At 64.7% G+C, this 17420-nt stretch carries 19 protein-coding genes; 15 read left to right on the forward strand and 4 right to left on the reverse strand.

All coding sequences use genetic code 11. The annotated features are described in order from the left end of the window. Nucleotides 1-23: 23 nt before the first annotated feature. Nucleotides 24-986 carry a GlxA family transcriptional regulator gene (locus NCG91_RS00475; RefSeq protein WP_435526472.1) on the forward strand — a complete coding sequence of 321 codons (963 nt, stop codon included), beginning with the start codon at nt 24-26 and terminating at the stop codon, nt 984-986. On the opposite strand, the gene NCG91_RS00480 is transcribed toward NCG91_RS00475, so the two are convergent. Beyond that, nucleotides 969-1850 (reverse strand): tetratricopeptide repeat protein, encoded by an 882-nt coding sequence (locus NCG91_RS00480; protein ID WP_251348135.1) that lies wholly within the window; start codon nt 1848-1850, stop codon nt 969-971. The genes NCG91_RS00475 and NCG91_RS00480 overlap by 18 nt on opposite strands. A 153-nt stretch (nt 1851-2003) precedes the next feature. Here NCG91_RS00480 and NCG91_RS00485 point away from each other — a divergent pair, with 153 nt between their 5' ends. Continuing rightward, a complete protein-coding gene (locus NCG91_RS00485; protein WP_251348136.1) occupies nt 2004-2768 on the forward strand; it encodes an AraC family transcriptional regulator in 765 nt (254 codons plus the stop codon). A gap of 58 nt (nt 2769-2826) precedes the next feature. Beyond that, a complete protein-coding gene (locus NCG91_RS00490) occupies nt 2827-3774 on the forward strand; it encodes a DMT family transporter (protein ID WP_251348137.1) in 948 nt (315 codons plus the stop codon). A 22-nt stretch (nt 3775-3796) separates the two neighbouring features. On the opposite strand, the gene NCG91_RS00495 is transcribed toward NCG91_RS00490, so the two are convergent. The 3 genes from NCG91_RS00495 to NCG91_RS00505 all read right to left on the reverse strand — a co-directional run bounded on the left by NCG91_RS00495 (nt 3797) and on the right by NCG91_RS00505 (nt 5467). Further along, a complete protein-coding gene (locus NCG91_RS00495; protein WP_099667337.1) occupies nt 3797-4363 on the reverse strand; it encodes a carboxymuconolactone decarboxylase family protein in 567 nt (188 codons plus the stop codon). 108 nt (nt 4364-4471) lie between these two features. Beyond that, nucleotides 4472-4819, reverse strand: a complete 348-nt coding sequence (locus tag NCG91_RS00500; RefSeq protein ID WP_099667338.1) for a hypothetical protein — start codon at nt 4817-4819, stop codon at nt 4472-4474. Between the two features lie 147 nt (nt 4820-4966). After that, nucleotides 4967-5467 carry an Lrp/AsnC ligand binding domain-containing protein gene (locus NCG91_RS00505; protein WP_070222192.1) on the reverse strand — a complete coding sequence of 167 codons (501 nt, stop codon included), beginning with the start codon at nt 5465-5467 and terminating at the stop codon, nt 4967-4969. Nucleotides 5468-5573: 106 nt separating this feature from the next. On the opposite strand from NCG91_RS00505, the gene NCG91_RS00510 reads away from it, so the two are divergent. The 12 genes from NCG91_RS00510 to NCG91_RS00565 all read left to right on the forward strand — a co-directional run bounded on the left by NCG91_RS00510 (nt 5574) and on the right by NCG91_RS00565 (nt 17308). Further along, a complete protein-coding gene (locus NCG91_RS00510) occupies nt 5574-6863 on the forward strand; it encodes a D-amino acid dehydrogenase (RefSeq protein WP_099667339.1) in 1290 nt (429 codons plus the stop codon). A 13-nt stretch (nt 6864-6876) separates the two neighbouring features. Further along, entirely contained in the window at nt 6877-7995 is a 1119-nt protein-coding gene (alr, locus tag NCG91_RS00515; protein WP_251348138.1) for an alanine racemase, read from the forward strand. A gap of 88 nt (nt 7996-8083) precedes the next feature. After that, nucleotides 8084-8641, forward strand: coding sequence for an NADPH-dependent FMN reductase (locus tag NCG91_RS00520; RefSeq protein WP_099667341.1), 558 nt, complete (start codon nt 8084-8086; stop codon nt 8639-8641). Between the two features lie 176 nt (nt 8642-8817). Continuing rightward, entirely contained in the window at nt 8818-10368 is a 1551-nt protein-coding gene (locus NCG91_RS00525; RefSeq protein ID WP_251348139.1) for a sensor domain-containing diguanylate cyclase, read from the forward strand. Between the two features lie 154 nt (nt 10369-10522). After that, entirely contained in the window at nt 10523-11956 is a 1434-nt protein-coding gene (locus NCG91_RS00530; protein ID WP_251348140.1) for a cytochrome ubiquinol oxidase subunit I, read from the forward strand. Next, nucleotides 11946-12953: a cytochrome d ubiquinol oxidase subunit II gene (gene cydB, locus NCG91_RS00535; RefSeq protein ID WP_251348141.1), complete on the forward strand. Its 1008-nt coding sequence runs from the start codon at nt 11946-11948 to the stop codon at nt 12951-12953. Before NCG91_RS00530 ends, cydB begins: the two co-directional genes overlap by 11 nt. A gap of 44 nt (nt 12954-12997) precedes the next feature. Beyond that, nucleotides 12998-13090, forward strand: coding sequence for a DUF2474 family protein (locus NCG91_RS00540; RefSeq protein WP_354004572.1), 93 nt, complete (start codon nt 12998-13000; stop codon nt 13088-13090). After that, complete coding sequence (locus tag NCG91_RS00545; RefSeq protein WP_251348143.1) at nt 13090-13623, forward strand: hypothetical protein; 534 nt, start codon at nt 13090-13092, stop codon at nt 13621-13623. The genes NCG91_RS00540 and NCG91_RS00545 overlap by 1 nt, the downstream gene beginning before the upstream one ends. 45 nt (nt 13624-13668) lie before the next feature. Further along, the gene (locus NCG91_RS00550; protein ID WP_251348144.1) at nt 13669-14094 is read left to right on the forward strand and encodes a hypothetical protein; all 426 of its coding nucleotides are present in this window, start codon (nt 13669-13671) and stop codon (nt 14092-14094) included. A 127-nt stretch (nt 14095-14221) separates the two neighbouring features. After that, nucleotides 14222-14563, forward strand: a complete 342-nt coding sequence (locus NCG91_RS00555) for a hypothetical protein (protein ID WP_251348145.1) — start codon at nt 14222-14224, stop codon at nt 14561-14563. Nucleotide 14564: 1 nt separating this feature from the next. Beyond that, entirely contained in the window at nt 14565-15923 is a 1359-nt protein-coding gene (locus NCG91_RS00560; protein ID WP_251348146.1) for a TolC family protein, read from the forward strand. A gap of 2 nt (nt 15924-15925) precedes the next feature. Then, a complete protein-coding gene (locus NCG91_RS00565; RefSeq protein ID WP_251348147.1) occupies nt 15926-17308 on the forward strand; it encodes a multicopper oxidase family protein in 1383 nt (460 codons plus the stop codon). Nucleotides 17309-17420: the final 112 nt, after the last annotated feature.

Here is a 17420-nt window from a genome sequence, read left to right on the forward strand (position 1 = left end):
TGCCTATTCTCTCTTCCACTCCCCTGACCATTGCCGTGATTGCCTTCGACGGCATGACGCCATTCCACTTGTCCGTGCCTTGCCTCGTGTTTGGCGCCCAGACGGACGAGGCCGACCTGCCGCCTTTCCACGTGCGCGTGTGCGCCGCCGATCCCGCGCCCTTGCGCACGGCGGCCGGCTTCGGCATCACGCCCGAGTTCGGTCTGGAAGGGCTGGACGGCGCCGATATTGTCATCATGCCGGCCTGGCACGACGATTGCCGCGATGCAACGCCGCCCCTGGTTGCGGCGCTGCAGGCGGCCAGCCGGCGCGGCGCGCGCATGGTGGGGCTGTGCCTGGGTGCGTTTCCCCTGGCGCAGGCGGGCTTGTTGGATGGCAAGAATGCGGCCACGCACTGGGGCATGGCGGAGCGGCTGGCGGCCCGCTATCCCAGAGTCAGAGTGGACCGGGAAGTGCTGTACGTGGACTATGGCGGCGTGCTGACGTCGGCCGGCGTGGCGGCAGGCCTCGATTGCTGCCTGTATCTGCTGCGCCAGCTGGCGGGCGCCGAGGTGGCCAACCGGGTGGCGCGCCGGCTGCTGGTGGCGCCGCACCGCCAGGGCGGGCAGGCGCAATTCATCGAGCGCCCGCTGCCCGTGTCCGGCAGCGAAGGGCGCTTCGCCGAGGTGCTGGCTTGCGTGACGGCCAATCTGGGCATACCCCACAGCATCGATGCGCTGGCCGAACGGGCCGCCATGAGCCGGCGCAACTTTACGCGCCATTTCCGCCAGGCGACGGGCACGTCGTTCAAGCAGTGGCTGCTGAACCAGCGTCTTGCGCATGCGCAAGGCTTGCTGGAAAAGAGCGGGGCGTCGATCGACGTCGTGGCGCAGGAGGCCGGCTTCGGCACGGCCCTGTCCTTGCGCCAGCACTTTCGGGCGAACCTGCAGACGTCGCCTTCGGCGTACCGCAAGCTGTTCCGGCAGCAGCTAGGCCAGGTCGCTTGACCAGAGCAGCGCCGGGTCCCGGCTGCCTTGGGGCAGCAGTGCGCTGACGGCGATTTGCCGCGCAAGGAAGGCGGCCGGCTCGAAGGCATGGCGCTCCTGGAAGGAGACGGTTTCCGCGCTCATCAGTTCGGCATAGGTTTGCATCAGGGTCGCGGCGCAAACATGCTTGCCCTGCGCCAGGTAGGCATCGATGGCGGCCAGCAGCACGGGGTAATCCGCATTGTCCTTGCTGCCGCCAAAGTTGAACGACAGCTGTCCGCAGGCGCGCCAGATGGGGTCTCGTTCATTCTGCGGCACCGGCTGCGTGCGCAGCCATTGCAAGGCTTTCAAGGGCGGGCCGCCGAACGAGGGGGGCGAGATGATGGCCTGGATCGCCACCTTTACGGCGTCGTCGATTCTTCCCGCGCGCACATACTGGCCGTGCAGCAGCGCCAGCGCATCCGTATATTCGGGCAGGAGGGCCAGCGCCGCTTCCAGCAGCGCGATGGCCACGTCCGGGTTGCGCTGGGCGATATGCTCCTTGGCCGCCAGGAAGGCGGCGCGCGGCGAGGCGGGGTCGTCGGCCAAGGTGGGCGGCGCCACGTAGCCTACTTCGTCTTCGTCTTCAGCATCGCCGGCTGCCGCGTGGGCGCGCAGGAAAGCGGCCAGGCTGGAAAAGTGCGGCTGGATGCGCCATTCGTCATGCCACGTTTCGACGACGATGGGTTCGGACGCTTCGCGGCCGATGGGCCAGTACAGGCCGAACGTGTCGCCATTGCCCAGCGCGCCTTCGAAGAAGGGATTGAAGCCGAGCGGCGGGTAGGGTGCGCTGTGTTGCCAGTCTTGTTCCACCGAGATGTGGGCGAGTTGTGCAGGTAGTAGCATGGAAGTGGCAGAGGAAAAAACGTCAGTGTAGAGCAAGCGGGCGCTACTGGCGCGCACCGTCGGAGCGTGTGGCGGCACGCCAGGCCTGGAGCATTGCCGTGCTGATAATCGCCATGCTGATAAAATAATTGCTTCTTCGCCCAGGCCGGCCCCATGTCCAGCACCCCCCATCCTGCCATCGACCTCAGCTTTCGTAGCTACGCGGAAATCGGCGCGCCGAACCGGCATGACTTCGTGCAGCTGGTGCTGCCCCTGCACGGCCAGTTGCTGCTGGATATCGACGGCAAGCAGGGCAAGGTAGATGCGCAGCAGGGCGTGGTGATCCCGGCCAATACCTGGCACGCCCAGCATAGCCGGGTGGCCAACCACTCGATCATTCTCGACGTGGATGCGGCGGCCGTGGAGCAGGGCAGCTGGGGCCGCCTGCTGGAGCGGCCGTATGCGGCGCTGGGGCCGGGTGCCCGCAAGCTGATCGAATACCTGGGCATCATGGCGGGGCAGCAGGCGCTGACGCCGGCCGTCATCCAGGGCTGGACACCGCTGCTGCTGGACACCTTGCTGCAGACCGCGCCGCAGGTCCGCTCGCGGCTGGCCGCGCTGCTGGCGCGCGTGCAGGCCGAGCCTGGCTTGCCCTGGTCGACGGCATCGATGGCGCGCTTTGCCAACCTCAGCGTCAGCCGCCTGCATGCACTGTTCCGCGAAGAAATGGATACCAGTCCGCATGCCTGGCTACAGCAGCAGCGGATAGGGCGGGCCTGCGACTTGCTCACCGCCAGCGACGCCAGCATTGCCGAGATCGCGCTGGCGGTCGGATTTTCCGAGCAGAGCGCGCTGACGCGGGCCATGCGCGACAGCATCGACGCCACGCCAGCCGCTTACCGGCGCCAACGTCGCGAGAACCGGTCAAAAACGCAGTAGATGGCGCCAAGAACGGGCGCGCCGCAGCGGCCACAATCTCCTTTTCGGGAGATTGAATATGTTGCAAAAGAATAAGACACGCCTGGGCATGCTGGCCGGTATCGCTGCGGGCGCGCTGTGGGGCCTGGTGTTCCTGGCGCCGGCGCTGCTGCCCGCGTTCCAGCCGCTGGAATTGTCGGTGGGTCGCTACCTGGCCTACGGCCTGATCGCGGCCGTTCTGGTCGCGCCGTCGTGGCGGCGCCTGCTGCGCAGCCTGGGTTGGCGCGAATGGCGGGGCTTGATCTGGCTCAGCCTGACCGGCAACATCATCTATTACGTGCTGCTGGCCAGCGCCGTGCAGATGGGCGGGGTGGCCATGACGTCGATGGTGATCGGCCTGCTGCCGCTGGTCGTCACCGTGGTTGGCAGCCGCGACCACGATGCCGTGCCGCTGCGCAAGCTGCTCCCTTCGTTGCTGCTCAGCGGTGCCGGCTTGTTGTGCATCAGCTGGCAGTCGCTCGCGCATCCCGGCCATGCATCGCTGCTGGGACTGTTGTGCGCGCTGGCGGCGCTGCTGTCGTGGACGGTGTATGCCGTCGGCAACAGCCGCTGGCTGGGGCGCTTGCGCGCGGTGTCGGCGCAGGAGTGGAATCTGTTGACGGGCGTGGTGACGGGCGCCGCCGCATTGCTGCTGGCGATTCCCGTCGCGCTTGCGGCACCGGCCGCGCATGGCGGCACGGCATGGCTGCAGTTCGCCGGCCTCGTCACGGGTGTGGCGCTGCTGTGTTCAGTCGTCGGTAACGGCTTGTGGAATTACGCCAGCCGCGTGCTGCCGCTGACCTTGATGGGGCAGATGATCGTCTTTGAATTCCTGTTTGCCCTGTTGTACGGCTATGCGTGGGAGCAGCGCTGGCCCACTGCGGCGGAATTTGCGGCGACGGCGCTGCTGCTGGCGGGCGTGCTGGCTTGCGCGGTGGCGCACCGGTCGCAGCGGACGGCCAGCGCGGCGACGGCCCGGGCGGCATAAGGCGCGGCGCGGGCCAGGCCCTTCAGTCGCGTTCCGGCACCGGCACGTTAAAGCCGTTCAGCGTCGTCGATACCAGTGCGTACAGGCCCACGAGGTAGATCAGCTCGTTGATGCCATGCTGGCCGAAGGTGGCCAGCGCCAGGCGGTACAGCGGCTCCGGCAGCGTGCCGCCACGGCTGAGCGCGTAGGCCAGGTCGTAGGCCACGCTTTCCTGCTTGTCCAGGTCGAGCGGCTTGACGTCCGCTACCAGCGTGGCGAGGCGCTCGGCAGGCATGCCTTCGCGTTCCGCGACGGCGATGTGGGCGTAGATTTCATAGGCGGCGTTGTAGCGCGCGCCGACCACCAGGATGGCAATCTGGCGCACCTTGTCGGGCAGCGTGGCGTTGGCCGTCATGGCCAGGGTCAGGTTCCAGATCGCCTTGCCGATGGCCGGTTCGTGCAGCCATGGATTCCACGGCCCCATCAGGGCGCCATCTTCGCGCACGGCGATGAAATCGTTGAAATTGCTGGTGATGCCTTTGCGCATATCGTCGTACAGCGGCTTTTGTTCGGTCGTCAGGTCTTTCGGAGCGATCAGGGGCAGGCGCATGGAAACTCCTTGCAGGGTAGGTGGGCGGTGGGCGGCGGGAGCCAACAGCCAGTATAGCCATCTGGCTGGCGGCTGCCTTACGCTGTCGCACACGTGCGCGGCCTGCGCCTACCTGCGCGGCTCGTGGATGCGGAATTTCTTGACGATGCCGGCCTGGTCGAACATGACGGCCACTTCGCGCGTGCCTTTTTCGCCCAGCAGGGGGATCAGCCGCGTCACGCTGGGCGTTTTCAGCTGGTTCTTGTAGACCCAGACTTCATAGCCGGGATCGAAGCTGACGACGGTGGCGTTGCCCAGGGCCGCGTCGAGGTCGAGGCGGGTGGTCTTGCCGACCTTGATGTTTTGATAGATGGCGCCATTGTCCGGCGCGCGGTTGACCTTGTATTCACTGGCGGTGCACATGGCCACGGCCAGGCCCGCGAGGCAGGAAGCTGCCAGTTTTATCAATGTGTTCATATGGACTCCCAGTGTGCATCACTGCTTCCAATCTCAGAGGGGACGGGCGTGATGTCAGGAGGGAGTGTGCTTGTGTCGCCGCGAATGTGCTACAAGATTATACAAAGGTGCAAAATTTGATGCTGTCGGTACCGGCAGGCGGTACCTTCAGCGATTTTGCAGCACGTCGGTCGACAGCGCCAGGGTTTCCTTGATTTCTTCCATCACCACATAGCTCTTCGATTGCGCGGCGCCCGGCAACTGCAGCAGCATGTCGCCCAGCAGCTTGCGGTACTCGGCCATTTCATGGATGCGCGCCTTGATCAGGTAATCGAAGTCGCCCGACACCAGGTGGCATTCCTGTACTTCGGGAATCTGCAGCACTTCGCGGCGGAATTGCTCGAAGGCGGACGCGGATTTTTGATTCAGCGTAATCTCTACAAAGACGAGCAGCTTGGCGCCCAGCGCGGCCGGGTTCACCTTGGCGTGGTAGCCCGTGATGACGCCGTCGCGCTCCATGCGCTTGACCCGTTCGATGCAGGGCGTAATGGACAATCCCACCTGTTCGCCCAAGTCTTTCATCGAGATGCGGCCATCCTGTTGCAGGATGCGCAGGATGTGGCGATCCAGCTTGTCGAGGCCACGTGCCGATTCTTTAAGGATTCTCATGATTTATTGCTGAATATCTCGATTTATACGTGAACAAATACTGGCTCTTTCCCAATATGATAGCGGTTAATCTGGCGTCAGCCTAAAAAAATATAATGAGGAAACTATGCGTATTGTGATTCTGGGTAGCGGCGTCATCGGCGTCACCAGTGCTTACTATCTGGCCAAGGCAGGACATGAGGTGACCGTCATCGACCGCCAGCCGGGCCCGGCACTGGAAACCAGCTTCGCGAATGCGGGGCAAATCTCGCCCGGCTACGCTTCGCCATGGGCTGCGCCCGGCATTCCCCTGAAGGCCGTGAAGTGGATGATGCAGCGCCACGCGCCCCTGGCCATCTCGCTCGACGGCAGCGCCGCCCAGCTCAAATGGATGTGGCAGATGTTGCGTAATTGCACACCGGAAGCGTATGCCGTGAACAAGGAGCGCATGGTGCGCCTGGCCGAATACAGCCGCGACTGCTTCAAGGTGCTGCGCGCCGAGGCCGGCATCACGTATGAAGGCCGCCAGCAAGGCACGATGCAATTGTTCCGCACCGAAAAACAATACAACGACGCCGCCAAGGATATCGAAGTATTGAAAGACGCGGGCGTGCCGTATGAAGTGCTGCAGCGCAACGAACTGTCGCGCGCCGAGCCGGCCCTGGAAGCGGTCAAGGATAAACTGTTCGGCGGCTTGCGCCTGCCCAACGATGAAACGGGCGATTGCCAGCTGTTTACCACCCGCCTGTCCGAGATGGCCGAGGCGCTGGGCGTGAAGTTCCGTTATGGCGTGTCCATCGATGCCTTGCTGACCCAGGGCGACGAAATTGCTGGCGTGCAATGCGGCGCGGAAATCGTCAAGGCCGATTCCTATGTCGTGGCGCTCGGCTCCTACTCGACGGGCTTCATGAAGCCGCTGCTGGACATTCCCGTGTATCCATTGAAGGGCTATTCGATCACCGTGCCTATCGTCAACGCGGCCAAGGCGCCCGTGTCGACCATCCTCGATGAAACCTACAAGATCGCCGTCACGCGTTTCGACGACCGCATCCGCGTGGGCGGCATGGCGGAAATCGCCGGCTACAACCTGAATCTGAACCCGCGCCGCCGCGAAACCCTGGAAATGGTCGTCAACGATCTGTTCCCCGGCGGCGGCAACACGGCCGAGGCTACCTTCTGGACGGGCTTGCGCCCGATGACGCCGGACGGCACGCCGATCGTCGGCCGCACGCCGCTGCGCAACCTGTTCCTGAACACGGGCCACGGCACCCTGGGCTGGACCATGTCCTGCGGTTCGGCGCAATTGCTGGCCGACCTGATGTCGTCGAAAAAGCCGGCCATCCTGGCCGACGACCTGTCCGTCAGCCGCTACAGCGGCGCGCAGGGCAATGGCAAACTGCAACACGCGGTGGCCTGAGATGGGGGCCAGCATGCCTCCGAAAGAGCGTAGCGGCGCCATCCTGACGGTGGACCTCGATGCCGTGCGCGCCAACTACCGCTTGCTGCGCGACAAGGCGCACCCGGCCGCCTGTTCGGCCGTCGTCAAATCCGACGCGTATGGCCTGGGCGCCGCGCAAGTGGGCGCGGCCCTGTATGAGGAAGGTTGCCGCCACTTTTTCGTGGCGCACCTGGAAGAGGGCATCAGCCTGCGCCCGCACGTGGCGCCGGACGCGTCCATCTTCGTGCTGCACGGCCCGCCCGTCGGCACGGAAGGCGAATTCACGGCCCATGGCTTGACGCCCGTGCTCAACAGCGAGCCGCAGGTGGCGGGCTGGCGCGCGCATGCAAAAGCGCTGGGCAGCACCCTGGACGCCATCGTGCAGGTCGATACGGGCATGTCGCGCATGGGCTTGTCGCCGCAGGAAATCGACGCCTGGCTGCTGGACCCGCACTTTCTTGACGGCATCAAGGTGCGTTACCTGATGAGCCACCTGGCGTGCGCCGACGAGCGGAGCAACCCCATGAATGGCGAGCAGCTGGCCCGTTTCATCGCCATCCGCGCCCGTTTGCCGCAGTACCGCGCCAGCCTGGCCAATTCCTCGGGCATCTTTTTGTCGCCCGATTATCACTTCGACCTGGTGCGCCCGGGCGCTGCCCTGTACGGCATCGGACCGCAGGGCGGCGAACCGAATCCCCTGCGCTCGGTCGTGCGCCTGCAAGGCAAGGTCTTGCAGACGCGCACGATCGCCGCCGGCGACCACGTGGGCTACAGCCGCCGCTACACGGCCAGCGAGCCGCGCCAGGTGGCGACGGTGTCCGTCGGCTACGCCGATGGCTGGCTGCGCAGCATGAGCAATCAGGGCCTGGCCATCGTCGACGGCGTGAAAGTGCCGCAGATCGGCGCCATCTCGATGGATTCCATCACCCTCGACGTGAGCGCCATCGCCGGCGACCGCGTCGCGCCGGGCAGCCTGGTCGACCTGATCTGCGCCGAACACCCGGTCGACGCCGTGGCGGCCATGGCCAATACCATCGGCTACGAGGTGCTGACGAACCTGGGTGGGCGCTATTACCGCGAGTACCAGGGCTTGGCTGGCGGCGCACGCTAAGCAGCGCAAACCCCATGATTGTGTGGCAAGATAGTCCTGCAGTGAAGTTCACTCCAGGGCTATTTTTTCACCATCATCGGGGATATATATGAGTCAATATAACGTTGCTATCATCGTCGGCAGCCTGCGCAAGGATTCCTTCAACCGCAAGCTGGCCGACGCCATCATCAAGCTGGCGCCGCCCGAGTTTTCCTTCAAGCACATCGAGATCGGCGACTTGCCGCTGTACGACCAGGATGACGATGGCGCGCAGTCCGAGCAAGTGCTGCGCCTGAAATCGGAAATTTCCGCATCGCAAGCCTTGCTGTTTCTCACCCCCGAATACAACCGCTCGATTCCCGGCGTGCTGAAAAACGCCCTCGACCAGGGCTCGCGCCCGTACGGCCAGAGCGTGTGGGGCGGCAAGCCGGGCGCCGTGCTCGGCGTTTCCGTCGGCGCCACGGGCACGGCCCTGGCGCAGCAGCATTTGCGCAATGTGCTCGCCTACCTGGACGTGCCGCTGCTGGGGCAGCCAGAAATGTTTATCCAGGCCAAGGAAGGCTTGTTCGACGAGCATGGCGGCATCGGTCCGGCCAGCCTGGGTTTCTTCCAGGGCTGGATGCAGCGCTACGTGGACTGGGTCCGCAAACACGCCATCCACGCTTGATGCATGTCAAGGCGGCAACGCTCGGCGTTGCCGCTTGTACACATTCTTTGACCATTGATGCCAAGATTTCAATATTGGCACGGGTGTCTCGGTATAATGCGCCCTTTCTTTAGCGCAATACTTTCCCGACCATCCCATTTCTTGTCGACCCCATGTGGACTAAACCTGTTCTGCGCATGAATTTGCGCCGCTTGATCGTGCTCGTGGCCTTTACCAGCGCCCTGGTGTCCCTGGCCAATACCTTCTACGCCAGCTACAGCGTGCAGCGCCAGCTGCTGATCGATACCACCCTGGAAGCGAACCACGCCTACGCCAGCAAGCTGGCCAGCACGGCCGAGGATTTCCTGCAATCGGCGCGCCAGCAACTGGCCTACAGCGCCGGCAGCCTGCCCTCGCGCATGGGCGACGAGCAATGGCTGACGGACGAGGCGCAACGCCTGCGCCTGCAAACGAACAGTTTCAATTCCGTGCTCATCGTCGATGCCCAGGGCAAGGTGCTGGGCGTGTCGCCGGAAACCCTGGCCCTGAAAAACCGCACGCTCGATTCGGCCGGCGCCATCCAGGCGCTGCGCGAGCGGCGCCCGCTGGTGACGCAGCCGTACGTGTCGTCGGTCGGCAATCTGGTCGTGTTCATCTCGCATCCCATCCTGGGCAAGGATGGCCGCTACCTGGGCTACGTGGGCGGCAGCATTTACCTGAAACAGAAAAACATCCTGTACACCATGCTGGGCCAGCATTACTACCGCGACGGTTCCTACCTGTACGTGGTCGACCAGAACCGGCGCCTGCTGTACCACCCGGACCCCGACCGCCTGGGCGACGTGGCCGGCAGCAATGACGTCATCGACGCCATCATCGCCCAGCAGGGCGGCGGCAACCGGCGCATGAACAACAGCCTGGGCGTGGACATGCTGGCCGGCTACGCCATCATGCCGTCGACGGGCTGGGGCATCGTGGCGCAGCGCCCGACGGCCATGACCCTGGCCCCGCTGAACCAGCTGATGGCCAATACGGTATGGCACTCGCTGCCGATCGCCTTGCTGAGCCTGCCATTCATCTGGTGGCTGGCCAGCCTGATTTCGCGCCCCCTGGTGCAGCTGGCCGAAGGCGCGCGGCGCATGGATGCGCCCGGAACGGCCGAGCACATCGCCGCCATCCGCTCGTGGTATGTGGAGGCGGCGCAAATCAAGAAAGCCCTGCTGAAAGGCTTGGCATTGTTGCAGAACAAGATCGGCAAGTTGAAGACCGACGTGCAGACGGACCCGCTGACGGGCCTGTCGAACCGGCGCGGCATGGCGGCGGCGCTGGAAGGGTGGCAGGCGCAGGCGCGGCCGTTTTCCGTCATCGCCATCGACATCGACCATTTCAAGCAAGTCAACGACCGCTGGGGCCATGCCGTGGGCGACGAAGTCATCCTGCGCCTGGCGCAGCTGATGCGCGCCTGTTCGCGCGATGCCGACGTGCTGTGCCGCAATGGCGGCGATGAATTCATCATGCTGCTGCCCGATGCCGACCTCGACGTGGCCATGCAGGTGGCCGAGCGCTTGCGCGCCAAGGTGGCCGCCGCCGTGATTCCCGGCGCGGGCCTGGTCACGATATCGCTGGGCGTCGTGTCGTCGGAACAGGAAGCGGGCAGCACGGACGCCGTGCTGCGCGCCGCCGATGCAGCCCTGTACGTGGCCAAGGAAAACGGCCGCAATTGCGTGGGCATCACGGAGCCCGCCTGACGCGGTTTTCCGTTGGACCGGTTCGATCTTGTCATTCGGCAAACGTCAAACTGATCCTATGTTTTCTCCCGTTTCTGAGTCTGTTATGTTTTACCCGGAAAGCCTAGAGTGGAGGCCTGGGTAAAACAGACGTCACACGTCGGGAAGGCAACACATGTTAGGGCTTACGGCACTGGAACTGGCGCGCGTCCAGTTCGGCTTCACCATCTCGTTCCACATCATTTTTCCTGCAATCACGATCGGCCTGGCCAGTTACCTGACGGTGCTGGAAGCGGCGTGGCTGCGCACGCAGGACGCCGTGTACCGCGACCTGTACCATTTCTGGTCGAAGATTTTCGCCGTCAACTTCGGCATGGGCGTCGTTTCCGGCCTCGTCATGGCTTACCAGTTCGGCACCAACTGGAGTTTCTTTTCCGATTACGCGGGCAGCATCACGGGGCCGCTGCTGGCCTATGAAGTGCTGACGGCCTTCTTCCTGGAAGCGGGCTTCCTCGGCGTGATGCTGTTCGGCTGGCACCGCGTGGGGCCCGGCCTGCATATGTTCGCCACGGCCATGGTGGCGCTGGGCACCCTGATTTCCGCCACGTGGATCATCGCCTCGAACAGCTGGATGCAGACGCCGCAAGGCCATGAAATCATCGACGGGCGCGTCGTGCCCGTGGACTGGCTGGCTGTCATCTTCAATCCCTCGTTCCCGTACCGGTTGCTGCACATGAGCGTGGCCGCCTTCCTCGCCACGGCCTTGCTGGTGGTGGCGTCGGCTGCCTGGCATTTGCTACGCGGCAATGACAATGTGGCCATCCGCAAGATGATGACCATGGGCTTGTCCATGCTGCTGGTCGTCGCGCCCATCCAGGCCGTCATCGGCGACGTGCACGGCTTGAATACCCTCGAGCACCAGCCGGCCAAGTTGGCCGCCATGGAAGGCCACTGGGAAAACACGGGCAACGAAGGCACGCCGCTGATCCTGTTCGGCTGGCCCGACATGGCGCGCGAAGAAACCCTGTACAAGGTGGAAATTCCCCGCTTGGGCGGCCTGATCCTCGCGCACGACTGGAATGGCACGATTCCCGCCCTGAAGGAATTTGCGCCGCGTGACCGGCCCCCTTCCGCCGTCGTATTCTGGTCGTTCCGCCTGATGGCGGGGCTGGGCATGCTGATGATCGCGCTGGGCATCTGGAGCGCATGGTTGCGCTGGCGCAATACCTTGTGGCGCTCGCGCCTGTTCCTGCGCTGCGCCCTGTGGATGGGACCGAGCGGACTGGTGGCCATGCTGGCCGGCTGGTACACGACGGAAATCGGCCGCCAGCCGTGGACCGTGTACGGCTTGCTGCGCACGGAGGATGCCGTCTCGGCCCACGGCGCCACGCAGCTGGGCATCACTTTGCTGTTGTTCATCGTCATCTATTTTGCCGTGTTCGGCACGGGCATCGGCTACCTGCTGCGCCTGATCCGGGTGGGGCCGCAGCCGCACGAGGGGGAGAGCGTCGAGCATGGCGGCCCCGGCCAGGAACGCACGCCTGCACGGCCGATGTCGGCCGCGCATCTGGAAGAGCAAGCGCAAGGAGGACATTCGCATGGGCATTGATCTGCCACTACTGTGGGCCATTATTATCCTGTTCAGCATCATGATGTACGTGGTGATGGACGGCTTCGACCTGGGCATCGGCATCCTGTATCCGTTTTTCCGGGACAAGAGCGAGCGCGACGTGATGATGAATACGGTGGCGCCCGTCTGGGATGGCAATGAAACCTGGCTGGTGCTGGGCGGCGCCGGCATGCTGGCGGCCTTTCCGCTCGCGTATTCCGTCGTGCTCAGCGCCTGCTATCTGCCGCTCAGCTTCATGCTGATGGGCCTGATCTTCCGCGGCGTGGCCTTCGAATTCCGCTTCAAGGCGCGCGAGCACGAGCGCCACGTGTGGGACAAGGCCTTCATCGCCGGCTCGGTGGCGGCCGCCTTCTTCCAGGGCGTGACCCTGGGCGCCTACATCCAGGGCATGCCGGTGGTCAACCGCAGCTATGCGGGCGGCGCGCTGGACTGGCTCACGCCGTTTTCCCTGTTCACGGGTGCCGGGCTGGTGGCGGCGTATGCCTTGCTGGGCAGCACCTGGCTGATCATGAAGACGCAGGGCCGCCTGCAGGCGCGCGCCGTGCGTCTGACGCGCGTGCTCGTCTGGCTGCTACTGGGCGTGATCGCCGTCATCAGCGTCTGGACGCCGCTGGTCGACCCGGCCATCGCCGCGCGCTGGTTTGCGCTGCCGCAATTGTTCTGCTTCCTGCCCGTGCCGCTGCTGGTGCTGGGCGGGGGCTGGCTGCTGCTGCGCTCCCTGCGGCAGGGGCGGCAGGCGGCGCCGTTCCTGTGCACGCTGGCGCTCGTCTTCCTCGGCTATACGGGCCTGGGCATCAGCGTGTGGCCGCACATCATCCCGCCATCGGTCTCGATCTGGGAAGCGTCGTCGCCGCCGCAAAGCCAGGGCTTTACGCTGGTGGGCGCGCTGTTCATCATTCCCGTGATCCTGATGTATACGGTGTGGTCATATTATGTGTTTCGTGGCAAAGTCCTGCCGGAAGATGGGTATCACTGATGCAAGGACAAGGACAACAGACATGGTGGAAACGACTGGCCTGGATGGCCGGCCTCTGGCTGGCCAGCGTGGCGACCCTGGGCTTGGCGGCCTGGGCGATGCGCCTGTTGATGCGGGCGGCGGGGATGGGCCGCTGATGGCGGATGGGCAAGCATCCGGCATCCGCTGCGAGGTCGGCGGCCGGCGCCATCCGCTGGCCTTCCTCGGCTGCCGCGGACTCAATTACGGCCAGCACAGCGCGCTGCCGCTGCATCCGTTCCGCCTGAGCGTGCCGGAAACGGCGCTGGCGGGCTTGCTCGACGAGCCGTTCAACAGTTTTCTCCAGACTTGCCGCGAAGACGATTTGCAGTACGAGGAAAGCGACTTGCCCGAGCTGATGCATGCCGGCTATCCCGACATCACGGCCATGCTGGCGGGCCACCGGCCGCTGCTGGCCGGGATGCTGCTCGACTTCATGATCGGCGATGTGATGGACGCGATCGGGCGCGCCAGCGGCTACCGGCCCCTGCACGCACGCTACTGGGGCGATGTCGAGGCGGCGGACGGCCGCGCGTACTTCACCGTGAATCAAGTGCAGACCGTGTCGTTTGCCGATGGCCAGGTCATCTTCGAAGGGCAGGGCTACTACGGCGTGTACGTGATCTGGCTGACGCACGGCCGGCGAGCGTGAATAGGGACTTGACCTTCCTCATGTGGGAAGGTTTATAGTGGTGTCATGAACCGTGCCTTTTCCCGCTTTCTCGCCCGCTCGCTGCTCTGGCTGCTGGCCGTCACGCTGCCCATGCAGGGCTTTGCGTCGGCCATGCGCAGCTGCTGCGTGGACGAGCTGGTGGCGGTGGTCACGGTCGCCGTCGAGGCGCTGCCAGCGCCCCAGTGCCACAGTATGGCCGACATGGCCGACATGCGGATGGCGGACCAGCCGATGAAAATGGCCATGGACGATGGCGGCGCCATGCACCATGGCCACGATTGCAGCAACCATGGCGCTTGCACCGTGGGCGCTGCGGCGCCGCCCGGCATGCCGCCCCTGCATGCCTTGACCCTGCGCGCGCCGCCCCCGGCGCTGGCGCCCGATTCCCTGTTCGCCGGGCATATCCCGTCCGGTCCCGAACGTCCTCCGAGAAGCACGCGCTCCGCCTGACCGCCCGTTGAACCTGGCGGTGCCGCCGTCGCACGTCCCTGCAGCTTGTATCGTGCACCGTGTTCCGGCCGCGCCAGCGTTCCAGTCGCGCGCCCGCCGCGCCATACCCTGTTCTTCAAGGAATACCATGAAATACCTGTTCAGCTTTGCGCTGGCTGTGCTGCCGCTGGCCGCCGCAGCGCAGTCACAGCCCGCCCCGCAAGAGGCGCAAGCCTCCGTGCCGGCCACCACTTACCGCTCCGCCTTCGCCGGCTACCGTCCCGCCGCCGAGGAAGACGCCACGCCCGATCAGGCCTGGCGCGCCGTCAACGACAAGGTCGGCAAGGCCGGCGGCCACATGGGCATGATGAAGATGGACGGCCACAAGATGGAAGGCCATGCCATGAAGGGCCACACGATGCCGATGGATAAGCCCAGCCCCAAGCCCGATGCCCAGCCCTCCCCGCAACATCAGCACGAAGGACACTGACATGCCACGTTTCACCAAATCAACTTGCCTCACGCCGCTGGCGCTGGCGGCCGTCTTGCTGCTCAGCGGCTGCGCCAGTTTCAGCGCCGATGGCGGCATGCAGGCCGTGTCCGCGCTGGCCGACGCCCGCACGGGCGCGCCCGACGCGCTGGCCGACAAGGGCGGCGAGGAAAAACTGGCGGCCTTGCTGGCCCAGCCCCTGGACGCGGACAGCGCCGTGCGCATCGCCCTGATGAACAACCACGGCATGAAAGTGGCGCTGGCCGAACTGGGCGCGTCCGAGGCGGACCTGGTGCAGGCGGGGCGCTTGCGCAATCCCGGCCTGTCGTTTGGTCGTTCGCATGGCAGTCACGGCAATGAAATCGACCGCGGCGTCAGCTTCGACCTGGCCGGCTTGCTGACCATGCCGATGCGCGTGAACATCGAACGGGGCCGTTTCGAGCAAGCCAAGCTGCAAGCGGCCGGCAGCGCCGTGCAACTGGCGTCGGATACGCGCCGCGCCTACTTCAACGCGGTGGCTGCCGTGCAGACGGAACAGTTCATGCAGCGGGCGCTGCTGTCGGCCGAGGCGGGCGCCGAACTGGCCACGCGCTTGCAGCAGGCGGGCAACTGGAGCCGCCTCGACCAGGCGCGCCAGCAAGTGTTTTACGCGGACGCCGTCGGCGACCTGGCCCGCGCGCGCCACCAGGCCACGGCCACGCGCGAGCACCTGACGCGCTTGCTGGGCCTGTGGGGCAAGCAGACGACGTTCACCTTGCCGTCGCGCTTGCCCGATTTGCCGGCCAAGCCAGCCGAGGCGGGCAATATCGAGGCGCAAGCCATGGAGCAGCGCCTCGACGTGCAAAGAGCGAAACTCGACGCGCATGCGACGGCCAGCGCGCTGGGCCTGTCCAAGGTGACGGGTTTCATCAACGTGCTCGACGTGGGCTACACCAACAAGAGCACGAGCGAGGCGCCCCGTGAAAACGGCTACGAAGTGTCGCTGGAGCTGCCCCTGTTCGACTGGGGCTCGGCGCGCAATGCCAAGGCACAAGCCTTGTACGAGCAGTCGCTGCAGCGCACGGCAGGCACGGCCGTACGGGCCCGCTCGGAAGTGCGCGAGGCTTATTCGAGCTACCGCACGGCCTATGACCTGGCGCGCCACTACCGCGATGAAGTCGTGCCGCTGCGCAAGACGATTTCGCATGAAGTATTGCTGCGCTACAACGGCATGCTGGCCAGCGTCTTCGAACTGCTGGCCGATGCGCGCGAGCAAGTTGCCAGCGTCAACGGCGCCATCGACACCCAGCGCGATTTCTGGATTGCGCAAACTGAACTGCAAGGCGCCATCAACGGCAGCGGCCCTGCCAACAAGGAATAATGATGATTACACGTAGAAACTTTTTCATGAATGCGGGCGCGGTCGCCCTGAGTGCGGCAGCGGTGAGCCGCGTGGGCGCGGCATCGTTGCCGGAAGCCGTCAGCATGGCTGGCGCGGAGACGAAGGCGCCGCCACCGCCGCCGAACGGACGCCCGTACAACCCCGTCGTCACCCTGAATGGTTGGTCCTTGCCCTGGCGCATGAACAACAACGTCAAGGAATTCCACCTCGTGGCCGAACCCGTCGTGCGCGAACTGGCGCCTGGCATGATGGCGAATCTATGGGGCTACAACGGCCAGTCGCCCGGTCCCACCATCGAAGTGGTGGAGGGCGACCGCGTGCGCATTTTCGTCACCAACAAGTTACCGGAACACACGAGCGTGCACTGGCATGGCCAGCGCTTGCCCAACGGCATGGACGGCGTCACGGGCTTGACCCAGCCGGGCATTCCTCCCGGCAAGACCTTCGTCTATGAATTCGTCGCCAAGCGGCCCGGCACCTTCATGTACCACCCGCACGCGGATGAAATGACGCAGATGGCCATGGGCATGATGGGTTTCTGGGTGACGCACCCGAAAGACCCGAATTTCATGAAGGTGGACCGCGACTTCGTCTTCTTGCTGAGCAACTACGACATCGACCCTGGCAGCTACACGCCGAAGATCATGACCATGACGGATTTCAATCTGTTCACCTTCAATAGCCGCGTCTTCCCCGGCATCGACCCCATGGTCGTGCGCCAGGGCGACAAGGTGCGCGTGCGCGTGGGCAATCTGACCATGACGAACCACCCGATCCACATGCATGGCCATGAATTCGAAGTGACGGGCACGGATGGCGGCTGGACGCGCCCCGAATCGCGCTGGCCCGAAGTGACGACCGATATTGCCGTCGGTCAGATGCGCGCCGTCGAGTTTACTGCCACGGACCTCGGCGACTGGGCTTTCCACTGCCACAAGTCGCACCACACCATGAATGCCATGGGACACGACGTGCCCACCATGATCGGCGTCGACCACCAGGGCGTGGCGGCGAAGATCAACCAGCTCGTGCCCGGCTACATGGTGATGGGCGAACGGGGCATGGCCGACATGGGCGAGATGCAGATGCCGATTCCCGACAATACCTTGCCGATGATGGCGGGCGACGGCCCCTTCGGCGCCATCGGCATGGGCGGCATGTTTACGACGGTCAAGGTGCGCAAGGATCAAAAAACCGGCGACTACCGCGATCCGGGCTGGTACAAGCACCCGGCCGGCAGCGTGGCCTATGAATGGACGGGCGCCTTGCCGGAACCCGTGCGCGGCCAGGGTACGGGCAAGCTGCCGGCCAAGGGCAGCGTCGAGATGACGGTGCGCAAGCCGGCCAGCCATAGCGGACATTAATTGTCGGCATTTCCGAGATGACAGCGAACGGCTTGCCTAGCATGGCAAGCCGTTTTGCATGTTGCTATAAATCAAGGAATTGTTGTTTGGTGACAATCCGAGCATTTTTTTC

It is taken from the genome of Janthinobacterium kumbetense, assembly GCF_023703445.1.
GTDB lineage: Bacteria > Pseudomonadota > Gammaproteobacteria > Burkholderiales > Burkholderiaceae_D > Janthinobacterium > Janthinobacterium kumbetense.